The sequence below is a fragment of the Actinomycetes bacterium genome, assembly GCA_036000965.1.
Lineage (GTDB): Bacteria > Actinomycetota > CALGFH01 > CALGFH01 > CALGFH01 > DASYUT01.
This window is the reverse complement of the sequence record DASYUT010000078.1, coordinates 1-17771: the sequence shown is the minus strand read 5'-3', so window position 1 is coordinate 17771 and position 17771 is coordinate 1. Positions and strand designations below refer to the sequence as shown.

The window sequence follows — 17771 nt, the reverse complement described above, 5'->3', positions numbered from 1 at the left end:
GCCCACACTGCGTTGGAAAGAACTAGACCGGGTGGCTCGATCCCACCCACAGGAGGGGTGACGGCACGTGGCAATTGTGAAAGCCTCGCTCTCGGAGTTGATAAATACAGCCGACTTCCTGAAGGTGATGGTATTCGAAAGCACCACAGAGTGTTTCTACTGCTATGGGGAGCTTCAAGAGGTTGATGGCAAGAAGTACAAAGCTCCACCCGGAGAGCATGAGCTGTTCTGCGTGGACAACATTGTCTATTGGCGTGGCAGTGGTTTTGTCCTCCTGCTCCATGCCGACTGCGCCAAAGAGCTTGGTTGCCACCTCATCAAAGACGGCTTGCTCGCTGCGACGGAGCTGGACCGTCGTGATGCTCGACCTCGGCGCCAAGTCGTTCCCAAGGACGGGAACGGGTAGGAACAGGTAGCCGTCCGGGATCGCATCGTTGCAGGTCAGAGGCCAGATTGAACCTGTTCCCGTGCCGGGAACGACTTCAAATGTCCTGGGCTGGGGCCGGGTACTTGTTCCCGGCCCAAGTACTAGGGAACAACTACGAAAGCAGCCCTCTGACCTGCGGGTTTAGGGCAAGTCGTTCCCAGGCGGGAACGGGTTACGCTTGTCCGGAATGTCCGATCCACCACTAAGCGAATACGCCGACAGTCTTCCGATGACGAACCAATTGATTTCACTAATCATATAAGAATCGACTCCCTGACCAGCAACGATACCGAATTAACCGCGATGTCTCGGTAAATACTGGCGAATTCAGCGAATTCCACACAGCCCGTAGATGACGAAACAATTGATTTCGTCACTTCGAGCGCTGAGCTTCCCGGTCTCGACTCGCAACCGATGACGCCGAATTAGATTTCGTCAACAATAGCCGTTTGCATTCTGTGTCGGCGCGATGGTGCCATCCTCGACATGCCAGTTCTTCACTCACTTGGTAGACATAAGAATCGTTATCTACCATTGGCATACAGCCGTGAGCTGCAATGATGACGCTTCGTGGTCGGCGAAGGGTACAACTCGGACATACCTCCGCCACAGAGCGTGATATCAACGAAATCATGACGAGGAGATCGAGCTAGGTATTGCCATCGAATTGGTGCTAGAATTGACTTGAGACCGGCTCGCGCGTGAGCAGACCGGGATCGGCAAAACGAAAAGAATGCTTTTGCATTCTAACCATACTAATTTGAATTGACGGTGGCCGGTTCAAATCGGTGGGCGTCTCTCCGTGTAGCTATTTTTAGATTTGGGTTCGTGTAGATATTTTTAGATTTGGTTCTAGAAAGTATCTGAAGATGTTGGAAGTCACGGTAACGCCGAATCTAGGTCCTCGGTTTGGTAGGTTGGCAACGCGGACTGGTGGGTTTCGTGTGCCGCTTCAAGGCAGTGTGCGAAGTGTAGCGATCGAGACGGTAAAACAGAACTTCGAAGCTGGTGGGAACCCACCGTGGGAGAGACTCAAAGAATCCACGATTGAAGCCAAAGGATCTGACAGAATCCTCTTTGACTCAGGAGCCGGGATGGCATCGGCAACAAGTCTGGCTCGATGGAATATTTTTCAGGACGAGGCGGAGTACCGTGGTGACTCGTTCCCAAAGAGTACGGCATACATGAGGTTTCACGAGTCTGGGACTGATTTGATGCCAGCGCGGCCGTTTGCAGTCCTCCAAGATGATGACGAGCGAGCAGTGAATGGGATCTTTCACGCTTGGGTAGATCTGATGATCAAGGCGAGTGGGCTCTAAAACGAAGTAGTACCTTCGTAGACTGCGCGAATGGGTCCCATCGCCTTCCGCCCCTGTGGTTGGGGTCTACGGCGCTGGCGCCAGAAAGGATACGTGAAAATGACTGACCCACTGGATGCCGAGCTAGAAGATATCCTCGCCAGCAACACTGACCCAGATGAAAAGCCCTACGACACTGGGACGCGCGATTTGAAGCGTGCGTTTCCGCACGCGGTTCGTACCCTTGCGAACCTGGCACTGTACAGCAAGTCGGACAAGATCCGGCAAATGGCGAGTCAGTTCATCGTGGAAAAGGTCATCGAGCTGGAAACACTGAGCGCCGACGACCCGCTGGCGAAGTTCATGGAGGAAGTCACCGACTTCGCCAACACACGCGGCAACAAGCGTGAGGACTAAAGGACTAAAGGACTGAGAGACTCCATGACTGCACAGACGGACTCCTCCGCCTCCACCCCTGCCCCTGTGGTTACCAACAACGGCCCCGAGCCAAAAGGCTACACACGGCTCGTAAAAGTCTGGTGGGCGATGTGGGACGCCTCAGAGGTCCGTCCTGGGTTCGAAAACCCCGTGTGGAGCGGCAGCTTTTATGAGCTTATAGTGCGGAAGGTGCGCGAGAATGAGCGGTACAGCAGGGATGCGAAACTAGAACTAATTGGCATGGGCTGCATCCGCCAGGTCAGCGCCGGTCCGGGCGTCGGCACGACACTGGAATTGTTGCGGCCACCCGACTACCAAACCTACACAACCGCCTGTGGACGGCCAGGGACGCGCGCACTCCGGAAGGCGCGCCGTGAGGCAAACGCCGAGCCGGGCACCCACGCGCGCACGCACAAGGAAGTTCTGGCGGCTTGGTTCCGTGCCAGACTGGCCGATGGCGGAACCGAGTCCGGCATTGTCGAGGAGCTGAAGGCGCACCGGAGCCGCCCTGCCCACGAACAACGGCAGCTAACGTCGTTCCCGTGTCTGGGCCACGTCGGTGGTACGCACACGTGCGGAATTCCGGGACTCGACTCCCAAGCCGACAAATGAACACCACCAGTGGGACCAAACCCGTCTGCCTGGGACCGCATCCCACAGACTCGCACTATGAAGTCTGGCGCTCGCCAAACGGCAGGCTCTTGGATGTCATCGCCACCAACCCCGCGTGGCCCGAAGACTTGAAAGCGGCACTACGGGTCCACCGAACCGCTGTGCTCGTTGGTGTCTGTTCCTGTGGTGGAAGTGCAACCGGCCCGGTGGTCGCCCACCAGCCAAGCTGTCCGGCAGCCGAGATCCCGTACTTGCTGAGCCGGTACGGCATCCAGCTCGGTCCCGAGTCCGAGTAGCCCCCCCCCCCCCCTGTGGTCGGGAGAGGGACGGCGCTCGAAAACCGACACTCATATACTCTTCCTACGACTCGTATACACCGTGCCGGGTATGCAGATACCCCGGCGCAGCGCACCGCATGATATAGCTGATAACAACGGCGGGAACTGGAATGTTCCTGCCAGAAGCGTAAAATAAGGGCGGGATCCTTATGAGCAGTTCACGCGCCTAATCAAGGCACGAAAATCTAATAGTGCGCCGGCGCCACTAAGCTGCAACTGTTGCCTCCGCCTAGCCACGCGGACGTTCGAGCGCGACGACGAAGCTAAAACACACACACACACACACACACACGAATTCGGAGGTGTGGTTCTCGCTGTAAAGGCGCCATTGTCGTGAGCGTGAGCAGTTCTGAAGTCTGGATGATTATCCGTGCCAGAAACATGGCGCGTGCCGAACTGGCACGACTTGAGCGTGATCTTGGCGGGATTCACCGCCGGTTCAGCGCGGTCGGGACTGCGGCAAGGGCTGTAGGCCGAGTCACGCTGATTGGCACCGGAATTGCAGCAGTCGGGGTTGCCAAGCTCGGTGGCAGTGTCATTCACGCGGCAGCCGACTTCCAAGACGCCATGAAGATGGTAAAGGCAGTGACCGGCGCCAATGCGGCGCAAATGGCGCTGCTGAGCGCCAAAGCCCTCGCGCTTGGTGCGGATATGAGGCTGCCCGCAACCTCAGCGGTTGACGCGGCAGTCGCATTCCGGGAACTGTCAAAAGCTGGGCTGTCCATTAATGACGTGCTCGGCGCTGGCCGAGGTGTGTTGCAGCTTGCTGCCGCTGGTGAGCTGGACGTTGCTGACGCGGCCGGCATTGCAGCGTCCCAACTGAATGCATTTCACCTGAAAGGCAAAGAGGCAACACGAGTTGCTGATTTGCTTGCCGCTGCCGCAAACGCATCACAAGCCGAAGTGCATGATGTAGCGCTTGCGGCGCAGCAAGCGGCAACAAGCTTCTTCCAGGCAAGACAGCCGGTTGAGGCAATGGTCACGGCGATCTCCCTGATGGCCAACGCGGGCATTCGCGGCAGTGATGCCGGTACAAGCCTCAAGGTGATGTTGCAGCGCTTGGAGGCGCCGACCAAAAAAGCCAAAGCGGCAATGGACCACTACGGCATCGCCGTCTTCGACGCGCAGGGCAAAACCCGCCCACTCCGAGACATCATCCGAGACCTTGAGCCAGTGTTTGCCAGAATGACCGACGCCCAGCGCGCGGCATTCACGCAAACCGTGTTTGGCACAGATGCCATGCGCGCGGCCAACGTTGTCTTGGGTGGCGGTGTCAAACGGTGGGACGCGATGACGCTTGCTGTCACCAAGCAAGGCGCGGCAGCAAAGCTCGCGGCAGCGAAAAACGAAGGGTTGCACGGCGCGATGGATGCATTCCGCTCCGTGCTGGACACCCTGAAAGTGGCAATGGGCACGCCGACGCTCAAGCCACTCGAACGGCTGACGCTCAGTTTTGGGAGCCTGCTGAACACCGACAAGGTGATCAAGTGGGCACAGACGACCGGCGAAAAGATCGGCGCTGTCCTCACCAAGATCGCTGACTTTGTTGACGAAGTGAAAGCCAGTGGGCTTAACACGGCGCTTGACAAGTTCATGAGCGCCGAGACCAAACAGAGAATTGACCAGGTGCGAGACGCGCTCTCCAAAGCAAGAGACGTTCTTGGCCAGATCCAAAACGTGATTGCACAGAACGGCGGACTCAAAAACGTGCTGTTCGGCGTGGCAGGCGGGTTTACTGCCGTCCGGGTGGCAGTAGGACTTGCAACCGGCGCATTCAACCCGTGGCTGTCAGTAGTTGGACTTGTCGCTGGCGCACTGATTTACGCCTACACGCATTCCCAAAAGTTCAGAGAAAAGGTCGCTGACCTCTGGGGATGGATCAAGAACAAGCTGACTCCTGCGCTGCAAGACCTTTGGAACTGGGTTAAGACGAAAGTTCTCCCGGTGTACCGAGAGCTGTGGCAGTGGGTGCAGGACAAAGTCAGACCTGCACTGTCGAGCCTCAAAGACACCATCGTTAGCAACAAGGACCAGCTAAAACTGTTGTGGGCGGCGTTCTTGGTGCTGATGGGCTTCATCATCCGTACCGTCGTTCCGTGGCTCATCAAGTTGTACACGTTGTACTTGGTCAACCTGATCAACGTGTTCAAGGGCGTTATCATCATTTTGGGTGCCGTTGTTCGCGCTGGCGAGTTCCTGGTCCGGCGGCTTCTCGACTTCTTCGGCAGCATTCTGACCGGCGCTGCAAAAGCGTTTGGGTGGATGCCAGGGATCGGGCCAAAGCTCAGGGACGCAGCAAGAGACTTCGGCAGGTTCGCGGCAGATGTGAACCGCTCGCTTGACCAACTGCACGACGAGCAAATCACGGTCAAAGCCATTGCCGACGTGGACGCAACCAGGAAGCTGAAAAAGCTCAACACGCAGTTTGGCGGCAGAGTCCAGCTCGCCACAGGCGGGATGGTGCGTGGCCCGGGTGGACCACGCGACGATGCCATCCCGGCGCTGCTTTCCAATGGCGAGTTCGTCGTTAATGCTGCCGCTGCCCGGCGCAATGTCGGACTGCTTCGGGAGATCAACGCGCAACGGTTTGCCACCGGCGGTGTGGTACCGCGCACGGCATTTTCTGGTGTGGCGCAGGCAGGCAAAGACGCTGCCACCTATCAGCGGACAGTTGAACGTGCCGTGATCAGCATCGCGGGACGCTTGGCAACGTCGGTCGCCCGTGCGGTATCAAGCGCGGTCAGCGGGATGGGCAGCAGTCTCGGCGGCTCGGCCGGTATCAAAGCGTTCATTCGCTCCACCGACCGGCTGCCCTACATCTGGGGTGGTGCCGGGCCAGGCGGATATGACTGTTCGGGGTTGGTCGGTGCGGTGTACGGCATGATGCGCGGTGACCCACGGGCCGGGCACGGCCGCCGCTACTTCACGACCGGCTCGATTGGCCGTGGCGTCGCTGGACTCAAGTCTGGGTTTGGCGGGACGCTGAACATCGGTGTCACACCCGGCATTGGGCACATGGCGGGAAACTACGGTGGCCTTGGCTTTGAGGCTCGGAGCACGAGGAGCGGCATCATTGTTGGCGGCGCGGCCAGGGCGGTATCCTCGTTCGCCCGGCACTACCACATGGCCAAGGGTGGGTTGGTCGGCAAGCTCACCCCAGGCACCGTCTCGGAGTTGCTCAAGTTCCCCGGTATCGACATCGGCGGCGACCTGGCTGCCGCTCGGGTCGCGCTTCAAGGGTTTGACCGGGGCGGCTGGCTCATGCCTGGCGCGACACTGGCCGTGAACACCACAGGCCGTCCTGAGCGCGTCTCACCGCCCAACGGCGGCGGTGATTTTCACCTTCATGTGGAATTCCACGGCCCAGTCTACGGTAGCAAGGAAGGAATTAGGCAGCTTGTCGATGATATCCATCAAGGACTGCTAAACAAGCAAGGACGTTGGGGCGGCATCAAGCTCGGACTGACGTGATGATCAAGAATGCGGGTAGTGCTTTTGTCCTCCTATCAGCTACCCGCTGGTGGGCGTGCTGCGGAAGTAGTCGCGTCGCGAAGCGCTTCCGCAGCCACCACCGACAACGGCAGAACGGAGGAATGGAGGATGCAGCAATGACAATCAATGCAAATGACCGGTTCTGCCTTGCGGTGAACGCCAACGGTGCAGGCGCGAAGGTCTACGAGCTGCGGAACGGTACCTACCGGCTGAGTGATCCGACGAAAGGAAAGGCAGTGTGGAAGCCCTCAGCGCCAACCGACACGCTCGCCAGCAAGTTGCAACGATTCCTCAGTGACCGGGAAGCGCACGAAAAAACGATGGCTGAGCTGGATGACCTTACGAACAAGTTGCAGGAGCCAACCACAGGAGGCGCGAGCGCAGTGAAACAGTTTGGCGAGCGTGTCGATGCCAAAGTTGCTGGCGGGATGACGTTCAGCGAAGCCTCGCGAGCTGTCTCCGTCGAGGAACCTGCACTGTATGAGCAGTACCGAAACGCCAGCTTTATCGATGGCAGCATTCCGCTTAGCAGTGAGGCGCAGCAAACAACCCAGCTTGCCAGCGCGATGATGGCACGGATCATCGGTGAGCACAGGATCGTTGACCAGCCAGACAGCGCCAACTACCAACAGCTCGACACTGGAAACCTTCGAAGTGGCGCACGCGAAAACCCAATCGAGGCGTTCTTGCGCCTGGTGCGAGGCGTGCAGACGCAGCCTGGTATGGATGCAGCGTCGGCGATCGAGAGCGTCAAGGCGAAGTATCCCGATCTTTGGGAAGCCTACAACAACGCGATTATGGCGGTGACTTCGCGGTAACGACAACACAACGCCTTCCTCCATGTGAACGAGGTCACTGTCGCTGACTACCGCGATCTGCTCGCTGGACTTGCCTCCGAGTCCGTCGACGCCGTCATCACAGACCCCCCGTTTGGGATCGGCTACGTCAACCATTACACACACACGCGCCACGCATCGGTGATTGGCGATGACGCGCCATTTTCCTACGCGGAACTGGCGCGCCACGCCTACCGAGTCCTAAAGCCGGACACGGCGTTTCTGGCATTCACCGATTGGCAGAGCTACCCTGGCCATTTTCACGATGTTGCCGCAGCGGGCTTCAAGATGAAAGAACCGCTGATCTGTCAGAAACGGCCGGCAGGGACGGCAGACCTCTACGGCGCGTTCCAGTCGAACGCCGACTGGATTCTGTTCGCGCACAAGGGCAGGTTTGTCTTCCGCGAAACGCAGTTGCTTCGCAACAAGCGCGCTGGCACCGTTCCGAATGTTGGCCGCAACCCAGTACCCGAGTACAAACGGCGGTTCCCGTCGTGCTGGTTTGGCCCCGAGTTCCCATCGGGCAGCGAAAACCCTGCGTCACTACTCAGCCGGGCATACCCGCACCCAACGGTTAAGACGTTGCAACTGCTACAGTGGCTCATTGCGCTGACGACTGACCTCGGCGGCATCGTGGTGGACCCGTTTGTGGGGACGGGTACAACCGCGGTCGCGGCAGCGCAGTGCGGTCGCAACTTCATCGCTGGTGACGTGTCACCAGCATGTGTGGCGATGGCGAGCAGGCGACTCGTGGCACCTGTGGGGTAGAAGGTTCGGGGCGGAGGGGTACCGAACACGAGAAAAGGCGCCACATGGCGCCTTTTCTCATTTGGCTGTCACTGCCGCAACAGCAGATGCGCGGTTAACAGTGGCTTCCCCGACGTCAAATAGCTTCCCAAGCTGGGCGTTCGCTTTACGTTTATGAGCAGGAGGCCCTACCCTAGAGTCGCCCGACTCTAGGGTAGGTTTGCCCGATTGTCGGGTTTCTGGTCTCCCCTCAGTTGAGGGGAGACCAGCTTGTCCTGAATGTCGGGTTTGGCGCCCTCGGCGCTGTCCCTCGCGCCTTTTCTCAGTTGGTCCTCACTTCTGTTGGAGCCGGTCCAAGCGTACACGAGTCTGATCGTTGTCAGCATCGATCCACGCTTCGAGGACAAGCGCGGCGACCAAGGCCACAACCACCAGCACGACGGCGGCGATTACCATTTGAACGGTGATTTCACGAGGGGCCGGCCATCCACAGACGGAAAGAACAGGGGCGGTTGCTCGCGCTCACCGATCTTGGCGATATGGCGAACAATCCAACGCAGTTCCCAAAGACACACGATGGCGAGCCCAAGCACCATCGCAAGGCCAGTCAGAACCAGTAAGGCCAAGCCGAGGATGGATACAGCGTCGTTCACAGTTCCTCCGGTTCGAGTAGCGGGATCGTAAGTTCCATTTCCGACAGCTCACGCTGTAAGGCAGCCAACCGACGTGAACGCTGTTGTTCATCAACGGCGCCAAGACGGGCGGCAATGCCGGCAAGCACAGTCGGGTCACGGATCGGCACGTCCAAACCTTGCGCGAAGAGTTCCGCTTCCACGCGAGCGCAAAGCTCGGCATCATCGTCGGACTGCACGTCACCCCTTGTGGTTGGAAAGGGGAACGTGCACCTACAAGTCACAGCCGAGTAGGTGCACGTTCCCGGCCCTTGCGTCTTCCCCTTGCCCGCAAGGACGGCTACCTTTGGTGGGAGCGGCAACGTGGTTGCGTCCGTCCCGATCAGTTCCGGTGGGTTGAGGATTAGCTCGACTTCACGACCTCCGTGTCCCATGCGAGCGGTGAAGCAGAACACGTTGTCTACGCCCATGAGGTCGGCTATTGGGCGGGCAGACTGGCTCGATGATGACGACACCAGGCAGCCTCGGGTCCGTGGTGATGCGGTGCCTGTGGTGGTCACCAAGTGGCACACCACAGCGCGGGCACGGTTGGGCAAGGAACGCCTCAAGGGGTTTCCAGTTCACCGGGCGCCAGCTTCCCGCCTGCCATGACTGTGAGTGACCGGTCGGCGCTTGGTACCCGCAGCGCGGCAGACCTCGTCACTGTGGGGACCGCAGTAGCGCCGAGTCTCACCAGCCAGAAGGTTCGGCACTGTGAACGTGACGATCCATGTGGCACGTCGGCCGCACTGGCGCCAGTCGCAACGCTTCCGGTTCCCGTGGACGGTTCTTGCCGGCATGACGACTCCCCCACTTCCCCGTTGGCGGGAACGGTGGCCGTGTGGGGGGCCATCACGAACCACCGTCCCCACGGTGGATGGAGCCGAACGGCCAACGCGCCGATTCGCAACTGGCAGCACGGCTCCACTTCGCTACTTCGTTGCTTCTGTCACGAAGACGGAGTGAAGCAGCGGGAAGGGATCTCGTCAACAGGGAGTAGCATCTTATGTACAGAAGTCCTCAAGGGAAGGTGGACCCGTGGTGAAGCGTGCAGGACTGCCGATCTACCAGAAGATTGCGGATGATCTTCGCGAAGGGATCGTGGCCGGTCGCTACCCGCCTGGTGCTCAGCTTCCGAGCGCACAGGAACTCAGATCGAGATGGAAGGTCACGGAACGGACGGTTCGTGATGCCCTCGTCCAGCTCCGGGCCGAAGGGTTGGTCACAAGCCAGCAAGGCCGTGGCGTGTTTGTGCGAGAACCGACGGTTCCGCGCAGATTGTCAACTGACGTTGCGCTGTATGACGGCTGGTACAGCATGGCGCGTCGGCACGGCCTGGCACCAGCGACAACAACCACCGTGACAACCGGCCCAGCCACCGACGAGGTCGCCCAGTGGCTTGAGCTGCCCACTGGCACCGAAGTCAGCATTCGAGACCGGGTGATGCAGGCCGAAGGTGCGCCGCCAGTGATGTTGGCAACCAGCTACTTTCCGATGTGGGTGGTTGAGCAGGCGCCGAAGCTCAGAGATCCCAACGTCAGTGGGTTGCCGAAGTGGCTGCGGGAAGCATTCGGGCCGACGTACTCGGAGGATGTCATCGCGCCGAGGATGCCAACGCCAGATGAGCAGGATCGGTTGCAGCTCTCGGCTGGTGTGCCGGTGCTGGTCATCAAGGGTGGCACGTTTGACCAGGAACGGCGCGCGCTGCACTTCATCAGCACGGTGGCCGCTGGCGACCGGATCGAGTTCGGCTACCGGTACGGCTCAGTTCCCAACGGTGCATAACTGCTGGTCAGCGCGAACCACAATGGATTGCTGGTTCAGGCCAGCGGCCAGACGCCGGTCGCCGGCACCGCGCCGTGGGTCGGCTTCAGCCCGACCACGCCGCAGCAGGCGGCCGGGATGCGGATCGAGCCGGCAGTGTCGCTGCCGACGGCGAGCGGGACAAGGCCGGCGGCGACCGCGGCGGCCGAGCCGCCGCTCGACCCGCCCGCGATCCGCTCGGGGTCCCAGGGGTTGGTCGTGCCCGGCGTGTGCACGCCGTAGGCGAACTCATGGGTGCGGGTCTTGCCGACCACCACCGCGCCGGCCCCGCGGAGGCGCGCCACGACCTCGGCGTCGGCGTCGGCGAGGTTGGCAGCCAGCTTCGGCGAGCCGGCGCCGGTGACCGCGCCGGTGACGTCGACCAGGTCCTTGACCGCGACCGGGACGCCGTGGAGCGGCCCGCGCAGCCGCCCGCGGGCGCGCTCGGCGTCGCGGGCGGCCGCCTCGCCGAGGGCCTGGCCGGCGAGCACCGAGACGAAGGCCCCCAGCCGGCCGTCCGCAGCCTCGATCCGCCCGAGGACCCGCTCGACAAGGGCCACGCTGGTCAGGTCGCCATCGCGCACGAGGACCGCCGCCTCCACCAGCCCAGGTACCGCCGTGTCCGCCCCTCCGCCCGCCGAGGCCGGGTCGGAGATCACCCGCGTCGACGCCGCCGGCCCCCCGGGGCTGGCTGACCGAACCTCCGGCCCCCCGGGGCCGGCTGACCCAACCTCGGGTCCCCCGGGGCTGGCTGACCCAACCTCGGGTCCCCCGGGGCCGGCTGGGCTGGAGGGCGGGGCTGGCTCCGCGGCCGGGCGGGTGGGGAAGGGCGCATCGCCGGGGCCGAGGTCTGCTACCGCCTCGAGGTCCCGGAGCCGTCTGGCGTGGAGCGCGAGGGCACGCTCCAGCTCGGCCGCGTCCGGCGGCACGTCGAGCCCGGCCGCGGCGAGCCGGGCGCGCAGCGCCCCGGGGCCGGCGCGGTCGTCCCCTGCGGACCTCATCCCGTCTCCCCTCGTGCCGTGTCGCCTGCTGGATCGTACGGCGTCCCGGCGGCCGGCACTCACCGCCTGGGCCGACCCTGCCGCCATCCCTGCCGCGCCGGGCGGCATCCGCCCGCCAGGGCTGACCTCGGGTCGCTGGTAGCGTGCTGCCGTGCGGTGGACCGGCGGACGTGGGGGTAGGTGCGATGGCTTCGACAAGCACGACAGGCGGCGACCTGGACCGGCTCGCCGACGAGGTGACGCGGTGCCGGCGCTGCCCGCGGCTGGTGGCCTGGCGCGAGCAGGTGGCCAGGGAGAAGCGGGCCGCGTTCCGGCACGAGACCTACTGGGGTCGCCCCGTCCCCGGCTTCGGCGACCCGGCCGCCCGCCTGCTCGTCCTCGGACTCGCTCCCGCCGCCCATGGCGGCAACCGCACCGGGAGGATCTTCACCGGCGACCGCTCCGGTGACTGGCTGTTCGCCAGCCTGTACCGCACCGGCTTCGCCAGCCAGCCCACCTCGGTCCACCGCGACGACGGTCTGACCCTCACCGACTGCTGGATCACCGCGCCGGTCAAGTGCGCCCCGCCCGCGAACAAGCCCCTGCCCGAGGAGCGGGCCGCGTGTGCGCCATGGCTGGCCGCGGAGCTGGCCCTGCTCGACGTGCGTGTGGTCGTCGCGCTCGGCAGCTTCGCCTGGGACGTAGCCCTCCGCCATCTCGGCCCGGTCGGTCCCAAGCCCCGCTTCGGCCACGGTGCCGAGGCTGCCCTCCCCAGCGGCCGCACCCTGGTCGCTTGTTTCCATGTGAGTCAGCAGAACACATTCACCGGCAAGCTCACCGAGCCGATGCTGGACGCGGTGTTCTGGCGGGCGCGGGAACTACTCAAAGGCGACCGTCACGACTCCTGATGTCTCCTACCTGCTTGGCCGTTCCTCGCCACCCTCGCGCCTGTGGCCACCTTCCATCACGAGCGTCTCGACGGCTCCGGCTACCACCGAGGAGCGGCGGCCGCGACGCTCACGCGCCCTGCCCGTCTGCTCGCCGCCGCCGATGCCTATCACGCGATGACCGAGCCGCGGCCGCACCGTCAGGCGCTCTCGAAAGGGCAGGCCGCCGGGATCCTCAGCCAGGAAGCACGCGCCGGACGAGTGGACGCCGACGCGGTCACCGCGGTGCTTGAGGCCTCTGGGCAGCGCGTCCCGCGAATCAATCGGCCGGCGGGGCTCACCGAGCGGGAGGCCGAAGTCGTCGGGCTACTGGCGCGCGGCTTGCAGACCAAGCAGGTCGCACGTGCGCTTGGAATCTCGGTCAAGACGGCCGACCGCCATATCCAACATGCGTACGGGAAGATCGGGGTCTCGACGCGCGCCGCGGCGACGTTGTTCGCGATGGAGCATGGGCTCGTGGCATGGGGAGAACTCCCAATTCCCCGCACCGCCGGCCGCTCGTAGCGTCCTCGTGAGCGGCTGCTGGCCAGCATCCCGTCACGGGACCCGAGGAGGTCACCGGATGTCCGCGACGACGAAAGCGCGATTCCGAATAGCCATCGTTGCTGTTGCCCCGGCGGTGCTCCTGGTCGGGTTCATCTACCATCCGTATGGCTCTCCCCCCACCGATGAGGCGGCAGTCGCTGCGGCGGCGGCTTCCGACACGATGCGCTGGCAGCTCGCGCATCTCACGATCGCCGTCGGGTACGGGCTCGCAACACTCGCCTTCCTCGCCATTCGGAGCTACCTCCGCGAGGTGGGCGAGGAACGCTGGAGCGTCCTGGCGCTCCCGCCCATCGTCCTGGGCAGCACGCTGTTCGTCATCCTGACGGGCATGGAAGTCGCGCTGGCGGCAGCTGCCGAGACGGGCGGCGACGTCCAGGCAATCCAGGCTGCGCTGTTCCTGTGGTTCGTCCCGATCCTGGTGACGGGCGCGCTCAGCTTCGCGCTCGGAGCTTTCGGTTTCGCCATGGGGATCGCCCGCACCGCGGTTCTGAGCCCCGGGCTGACCCGGCTCGTCGTAGGAGCGCTGCTGGTGACGGCCATCGCCCGCTTCGTCCCCCTGAGCGTGGCGCCCTACGTGATGGCCGCTGCTGGTGTCGTGGCGCTGTGGCCGCTGGCATTCGAGATGTGGAGGCATCCGGAGGCGCAACCCTCGGGACGCCCTCGACCGCTGCCGGCGACCTGATGGCCCCAGCGAGTTGCGAGGTCTCAAGCCGCACATTGGGCAGCGAGGCGACGACTCCATGCCTCATCGGGCCGGGTGCCCGGTGTGGTCAACGCTGGTGTGCCCAGCTCGCCAGACGCTCGGTGAGCCTCGGCAGGTCCACCTGACCGGTGGCGACCTCGATCACCAGGTCCACTGCCTCGTCGACGGTGGGTGGATCCAGGTCGAAGCCGTTCAGGTCGTAGAGCACCACCGCCGCCGACCAGGCAAGGCGCTTGTCGCCGTCCACGAGCGCGTGGTTGCGGACGACCGCTTCCAGCAGTGCCGCCGCCTTCTCGTCGATGGTCGGGTACGCATCCTTGCCGAAGGCGCTCGCCTGCGGCCGGTGCGCCGCCGAGTCGAGGAGACCGATGTCCCTGACCGCCGGTTCGCCGATGGCTTCTTCCGCGATGATCAGTAGGTCCTCGACCGTCAGGCGCTCCATCCGGTCCGTCAGGCGTCCTTGAGTCGATCAAGGATCTCGCTGTGCCGCGTCGCCACGCGACGAGCGGCGATCCGTACCCGCTCGGTGTGTTCGTGGCGGGCGATGCGCTCCTGGATCGCCAGCCGGACGACCTCCTGCATGGAGCGCCCTTCGCGCTCGGCTTGGCGGCGCAGCAGGGCCGTCTCCTCGTCGCTGAGTCTGAGTGTCATGGCCATAGCCGATATGATACCGCGGTGATACCGCGGAGGGTCACGCGCGTGTGCATTGCGACGAGGTCCTGTCTCGCCGTGGAGTTTGGGTGGGACTTCGTGATGGCTGGTCGTTGGATGGGCTGATGTGGCGGGTTCGTTCGGCCCCTACGCTTGCTGCCACGACGAGGAACACGCCGACGAGTTGCACGACGTCGGGCACCTGGTGCAGGACGAGCAGCCCGACCGCGGTAGCGATGGATGGTTCGAGGCTCATCCACACCCCGAAGACCGCAGGCTCGAGGATCCGCAACGCGGTCATCTCCGCTGCGTACGGTAGCGCCGGCCCCAGCACGGCCAGGGCCGCGCACTCCAGCGCGCCGAGCACGGTCAGGTGTGGCAGCGCCTGCGGTGCTCGCCGAGAAGCCGATGGCGCTGGTGATCCCAGCGCACCGGCACACCGGCCCCGGCGAGGAGCCAGCGCGAACCCTCGGTAGCCGGCAGGCCGAGTGGATCACGAACTCTCGAGGCACCGACGACGACGAACTGCTCCACCGGGTCACCGCCGTCCACGGCGCCATCGCAGGCGTGGCCCACCGCATCGACAGCCTCGGACTGATCACCGAGCTTGTCGCAGCCGGACTCGGCGTGGGGCTCATGGTTGCGGACGGGCCCACACACCCTGGCGTCCGCTACGTCGATCTGGACGGAGCCGCCGGGTCACGGCGGATCTATGCCTGCACCCGGCTGGGCCGCACCGACTGGCGGAACAACGCCGCGGTCATCACCGCCGTGGCCACCGCCCTTGCGACGCAGCCTGCGCCCTTCTCGGCGGTGCTTGCTGAGCGAGGAGGCGCGCCCGAAGCACCCGCAGCCAGTTGACAGCTACGGCAACGGCCTCGTCGAAGCCGACCAACAACATGAACTCCGGCCGGCTGACCGAGGCGATGCTCGACGGGTGTTCCCGCGGGCGCGGGAGTTGCTGGGCTCGGACCAGCGTCGAGGCTGACAACCGCAGGCGGCCTCAGATCCAGACCTTGCGGGTGCTCGTCTCGTAGTCGATCGACTGCGCCCCGGCGTGGGCGAGCGCTGCGCGACCCGCCTCGGTTCGGTGCGTGAAGAAGATGAGCTCGCTGGGGCCGAGCCAGCGCCGCCCGGCCCGCGCGAAGGCCTCGGCGCGGTCCTTGCGCCGCCCCAGGCGGACCGCCGCCCATGCGAGCCCGGCGGGCAGCGCGGCGGCGACGGCGATCGCGGCCGGCTCGCCGGAGAGGATCGCGAGCATCCCGCCGCCGGCTGCCCCCGCGATCCCGAGTGTGAGCGGGCCTCGCTCTCGAGCGGCTCAGTGAGCCACGCCAGTTCCTGGTAGGGAGCCAGGAACCCATCGCGCACCACGCTCGGGGTCGGGATGGTGAAGTCGACCGGCCCGATCAGGCCTTGGTACAGCTCCGCCTCCTCCTCGGTCAGCTCATCGGGAGAGGTGGCCGTGAGGGCGACGAGATGGACGTCGCCGAGCAGGGAGGCGACCGCGCGGACGATATAGCCCCACAGCGAGGCGAGGTGGTGGCACTCGTCCAGCACCAGGGTCGCGACCCCGCGCCGCCGCAGCGTCTCCACCCGTCGGCGCGCGGCCGGCGCCAGCAGGTCGGCGAGGTCGACGCGCTCGTGCTCGCCACGGGCGATCTCCCGCTTCAGCGTCGCCTTGATACGAGCGATCTCGCGGACGCGGGTGGTGGCACGTGGGCTGCTGGTCTATGGAACGGTCAAGGCCGCCCTGTCGCACATGACCCGTCTGTTGGCGGCGGATCTGGCTCCCCGGGTGCGGGTCAACGCGATCGCTCCGGGCGTGGTCGAGAGCGACGGCCTGAAGGCCGCACTGACCGACGAGATCCGTGCACAGGTGACCGCCGCCACCCCGCTTCACCGGCTGGCCAGCGTGGACGACATTGCTGCGGCTGCGGTGTGGTTGGCGTCCGCGGCTGCGGGCCTTGTCACCGGCACGGTCATCAGAGTGGACGGAGGAGCCGAGGCGGCTACCTTCCCGAACGAGATCCCCCGATCTGTAGGGGCGAATTCACAGCTGCCCCCAGCGGGCGGGGCCCAGCAGAACACGGCGAGAGGGCGCCTCACCGAGCCGATGCTCGACGGGGTCTTCTGGCGGGCGCGGGAGCTGGTGGAAGCGAAGTCCGCCGAAGAGATCACCGCTCGGGCTTTCACCTTCCACCCGCTGCTCGCCTCCGGCGCTGCCCCGCGGATTCGGCCAAGACGCCGCCTACGACCATCGCAGCGAGCACGCCCAGCTGCGCTTCGGCCGAGAATGTCAGGCCGACCATCCCAGTCGGTAGGACGCCGCCGGCGATCACCAAGCGGACCCCGATGTGCCCGATGCCCAGAAGCTGCCGGAACCATGCCAGACCGACGACATACACGGCAACGCCCGCGGCGAGGAACCACGCGGTCGACGCGGTCACGGGTTCGCCGTACTGCACAACGGCGTTCTTGACCCCCGCGGCGAACACGATGATCCCGCCCAGCACCGGCAGGAACGCGTAGCCGAACCCGTACAGCGCCAGCCACGAGGAGCGGTCGACCGCCGCGGCGTCCAAGGCTCGCTCGGCTTGCTCGTCCTCGCCGTCGAAGTACAGCCACCACAGCGCCGCGGCCAGCGCCAGGCCCAGTACCGCCGTGACGACGGTGCCGGCCCGCAGGTCGCGTCCTGCCACGCCGATGCCGACGGCGACGATCGACTCGCCGAGCGCGATCAGCACGATGAGCCCGTGGCGCTCCACGAAATGGGCGGCCCGAATGGGGAAGCCCGACACCGCCGTGAAGAACGGCGAGACCCAGTGCAACCCGAAGGCCGCCGTCCACAGGGCCCACTGGACGGCACCGTCGGTGACGCCGGCCAACAGCAGCAGCAGCGCGGTGATGGCGTTGGCCGGCCCGGGCCGGCGCATGGCCCGCACCGCGCGCTCCTGTGCGGACAGCAGGACCATCCCGGTGTGCACCAGCGTCACCAGCAGGTACCCGAGTCCGAAGGCGACGCCGCCGCCGCCGAAGGCGTCGGGGATCGCCAGGGCGACGACCAGGAACCCGGCCATGCCCACCAGCACCAGCAGCCGCAGCATCAGCGCTCGCGGCGGCACGGCGTTGGTGAGCCACGCGTAGCCGCCGTACATCCACCACAGGTTGCCGAAGATCAGCGCGACGCGACCCAGGCCCACCGCGGTCGGGTCGCCGGCCAGCAGGCTCGTCAGCTGCGTGATGGCGAAGACGAAGACCAGGTCGAAGAACAGCTCGATGGTC

17 protein-coding genes and 2 pseudogenes are annotated in these 17771 nt (G+C 64.4%); 12 read left to right on the top strand and 7 right to left on the bottom strand.

What is annotated here, in order from left to right; all coding sequences use genetic code 11:
• Nucleotides 1-67 precede the first annotated feature (67 nt).
• The 5 genes from VG276_06180 (at nucleotide 68) to VG276_06160 (ending at nucleotide 8209) form a co-directional block, all read left to right on the top strand.
• Nucleotides 68-406, top strand: a complete 339-nt coding sequence (locus VG276_06180) for a hypothetical protein (protein ID HEV8648989.1) — start codon at nucleotides 68-70, stop codon at nucleotides 404-406.
• Nucleotides 407-1845: 1439 nt separating this feature from the next.
• Nucleotides 1846-2142: a hypothetical protein gene (locus VG276_06175; GenBank protein HEV8648988.1), complete on the top strand. Its 297-nt coding sequence runs from the start codon at nucleotides 1846-1848 to the stop codon at nucleotides 2140-2142.
• 1304 nt (nucleotides 2143-3446) lie between these two features.
• Nucleotides 3447-6584, top strand: a complete 3138-nt coding sequence (locus VG276_06170) for a phage tail tape measure protein (protein HEV8648987.1) — start codon at nucleotides 3447-3449, stop codon at nucleotides 6582-6584.
• 137 nt (nucleotides 6585-6721) lie between these two features.
• On the top strand, nucleotides 6722-7423 hold the full coding sequence (locus tag VG276_06165) for a hypothetical protein (protein HEV8648986.1): 702 nt from the start codon (nucleotides 6722-6724) through the stop codon (nucleotides 7421-7423).
• A gap of 24 nt (nucleotides 7424-7447) precedes the next feature.
• The gene (locus VG276_06160; protein HEV8648985.1) at nucleotides 7448-8209 is read left to right on the top strand and encodes a site-specific DNA-methyltransferase; all 762 of its coding nucleotides are present in this window, start codon (nucleotides 7448-7450) and stop codon (nucleotides 8207-8209) included.
• A 628-nt stretch (nucleotides 8210-8837) separates the two neighbouring features.
• Here the strand turns inward: VG276_06160 and VG276_06155 are convergent.
• Nucleotides 8838-9059 (bottom strand): hypothetical protein, encoded by a 222-nt coding sequence (locus VG276_06155; protein ID HEV8648984.1) that lies wholly within the window; start codon nucleotides 9057-9059, stop codon nucleotides 8838-8840.
• A gap of 838 nt (nucleotides 9060-9897) precedes the next feature.
• Here VG276_06155 and VG276_06150 point away from each other — a divergent pair.
• On the top strand, nucleotides 9898-10644 hold the full coding sequence (locus tag VG276_06150) for a GntR family transcriptional regulator (protein ID HEV8648983.1): 747 nt from the start codon (nucleotides 9898-9900) through the stop codon (nucleotides 10642-10644).
• A gap of 35 nt (nucleotides 10645-10679) precedes the next feature.
• On the opposite strand, the gene VG276_06145 is transcribed toward VG276_06150, so the two are convergent.
• On the bottom strand, nucleotides 10680-11663 hold the full coding sequence (locus VG276_06145; GenBank protein ID HEV8648982.1) for an amidase: 984 nt from the start codon (nucleotides 11661-11663) through the stop codon (nucleotides 10680-10682).
• Nucleotides 11664-11848: 185 nt separating this feature from the next.
• Here VG276_06145 and VG276_06140 point away from each other — a divergent pair, with 185 nt between their 5' ends.
• The 4 genes and pseudogenes from VG276_06140 (at nucleotide 11849) to VG276_06125 (ending at nucleotide 13817) form a co-directional block, all read left to right on the top strand.
• Nucleotides 11849-12550 (top strand): uracil-DNA glycosylase, encoded by a 702-nt coding sequence (locus VG276_06140; GenBank protein HEV8648981.1) that lies wholly within the window; start codon nucleotides 11849-11851, stop codon nucleotides 12548-12550.
• 18 nt (nucleotides 12551-12568) lie between these two features.
• Nucleotides 12569-12787 (top strand): annotated as a pseudogene (locus VG276_06135) (HD domain-containing phosphohydrolase).
• 3 nt (nucleotides 12788-12790) lie between these two features.
• Nucleotides 12791-13093, top strand: coding sequence for a LuxR C-terminal-related transcriptional regulator (locus tag VG276_06130; protein ID HEV8648980.1), 303 nt, complete (start codon nucleotides 12791-12793; stop codon nucleotides 13091-13093).
• 58 nt (nucleotides 13094-13151) lie between these two features.
• Nucleotides 13152-13817, top strand: a complete 666-nt coding sequence (locus VG276_06125) for a hypothetical protein (GenBank protein HEV8648979.1) — start codon at nucleotides 13152-13154, stop codon at nucleotides 13815-13817.
• An 88-nt stretch (nucleotides 13818-13905) separates the two neighbouring features.
• Here the strand turns inward: VG276_06125 and VG276_06120 are convergent, their stop codons facing one another.
• The 3 genes from VG276_06120 to VG276_06110 are packed head-to-tail and all read right to left on the bottom strand — an operon-like array spanning nucleotide 13906 to nucleotide 14856.
• On the bottom strand, nucleotides 13906-14280 hold the full coding sequence (locus VG276_06120) for a type II toxin-antitoxin system death-on-curing family toxin (protein ID HEV8648978.1): 375 nt from the start codon (nucleotides 14278-14280) through the stop codon (nucleotides 13906-13908).
• A gap of 8 nt (nucleotides 14281-14288) precedes the next feature.
• Nucleotides 14289-14489, bottom strand: coding sequence for a ribbon-helix-helix protein, CopG family (locus VG276_06115; GenBank protein HEV8648977.1), 201 nt, complete (start codon nucleotides 14487-14489; stop codon nucleotides 14289-14291).
• A 40-nt stretch (nucleotides 14490-14529) separates the two neighbouring features.
• A complete protein-coding gene (locus VG276_06110; protein ID HEV8648976.1) occupies nucleotides 14530-14856 on the bottom strand; it encodes an EamA family transporter in 327 nt (108 codons plus the stop codon).
• An 8-nt stretch (nucleotides 14857-14864) separates the two neighbouring features.
• Here VG276_06110 and VG276_06105 point away from each other — a divergent pair, with 8 nt between their 5' ends.
• Nucleotides 14865-15350, top strand: a complete 486-nt coding sequence (locus VG276_06105; protein HEV8648975.1) for a LysR family transcriptional regulator substrate-binding protein — start codon at nucleotides 14865-14867, stop codon at nucleotides 15348-15350.
• Between the two features lie 142 nt (nucleotides 15351-15492).
• Here VG276_06105 and VG276_06100 read toward each other — a convergent pair whose 3' ends face one another.
• Nucleotides 15493-15750, bottom strand: a complete 258-nt coding sequence (locus VG276_06100; protein ID HEV8648974.1) for a hypothetical protein — start codon at nucleotides 15748-15750, stop codon at nucleotides 15493-15495.
• A gap of 417 nt (nucleotides 15751-16167) precedes the next feature.
• Between VG276_06100 and VG276_06095 the strand changes: the two are divergent.
• A pseudogene (locus VG276_06095) lies at nucleotides 16168-16479 on the top strand (SDR family oxidoreductase).
• 199 nt (nucleotides 16480-16678) lie between these two features.
• On the opposite strand, the gene VG276_06090 reads toward VG276_06095, so the two are convergent.
• Nucleotides 16679-17771: low temperature requirement protein A (locus tag VG276_06090; protein HEV8648973.1), on the bottom strand; the 1093-nt coding region annotated here is incomplete at its 5' end.

Bases quoted from the DNA above. Each gene is read 5' to 3' on its own strand.
- VG276_06115 (HEV8648977.1), bottom strand. From the start codon at position 14,489: ATGACACTCAGACTCAGCGACGAGGAGACGGCCCTGCTGCGCCGCCAA.
- VG276_06165 (HEV8648986.1), top strand. From the start codon at position 6,722: ATGACAATCAATGCAAATGACCGGTTCTGCCTTGCGGTGAACGCCAAC.
- VG276_06145 (HEV8648982.1), bottom strand. From the start codon at position 11,663: ATGAGGTCCGCAGGGGACGACCGCGCCGGCCCCGGGGCGCTGCGCGCC.
- VG276_06125 (HEV8648979.1), top strand. From the start codon at position 13,152: ATGTCCGCGACGACGAAAGCGCGATTCCGAATAGCCATCGTTGCTGTT.
- VG276_06120 (HEV8648978.1), bottom strand. From the start codon at position 14,280: ATGGAGCGCCTGACGGTCGAGGACCTACTGATCATCGCGGAAGAAGCC.
- VG276_06140 (HEV8648981.1), top strand. From the start codon at position 11,849: ATGGCTTCGACAAGCACGACAGGCGGCGACCTGGACCGGCTCGCCGAC.
- VG276_06100 (HEV8648974.1), bottom strand. From the start codon at position 15,750: ATGCTCGCGATCCTCTCCGGCGAGCCGGCCGCGATCGCCGTCGCCGCC.
- VG276_06175 (HEV8648988.1), top strand. From the start codon at position 1,846: ATGACTGACCCACTGGATGCCGAGCTAGAAGATATCCTCGCCAGCAAC.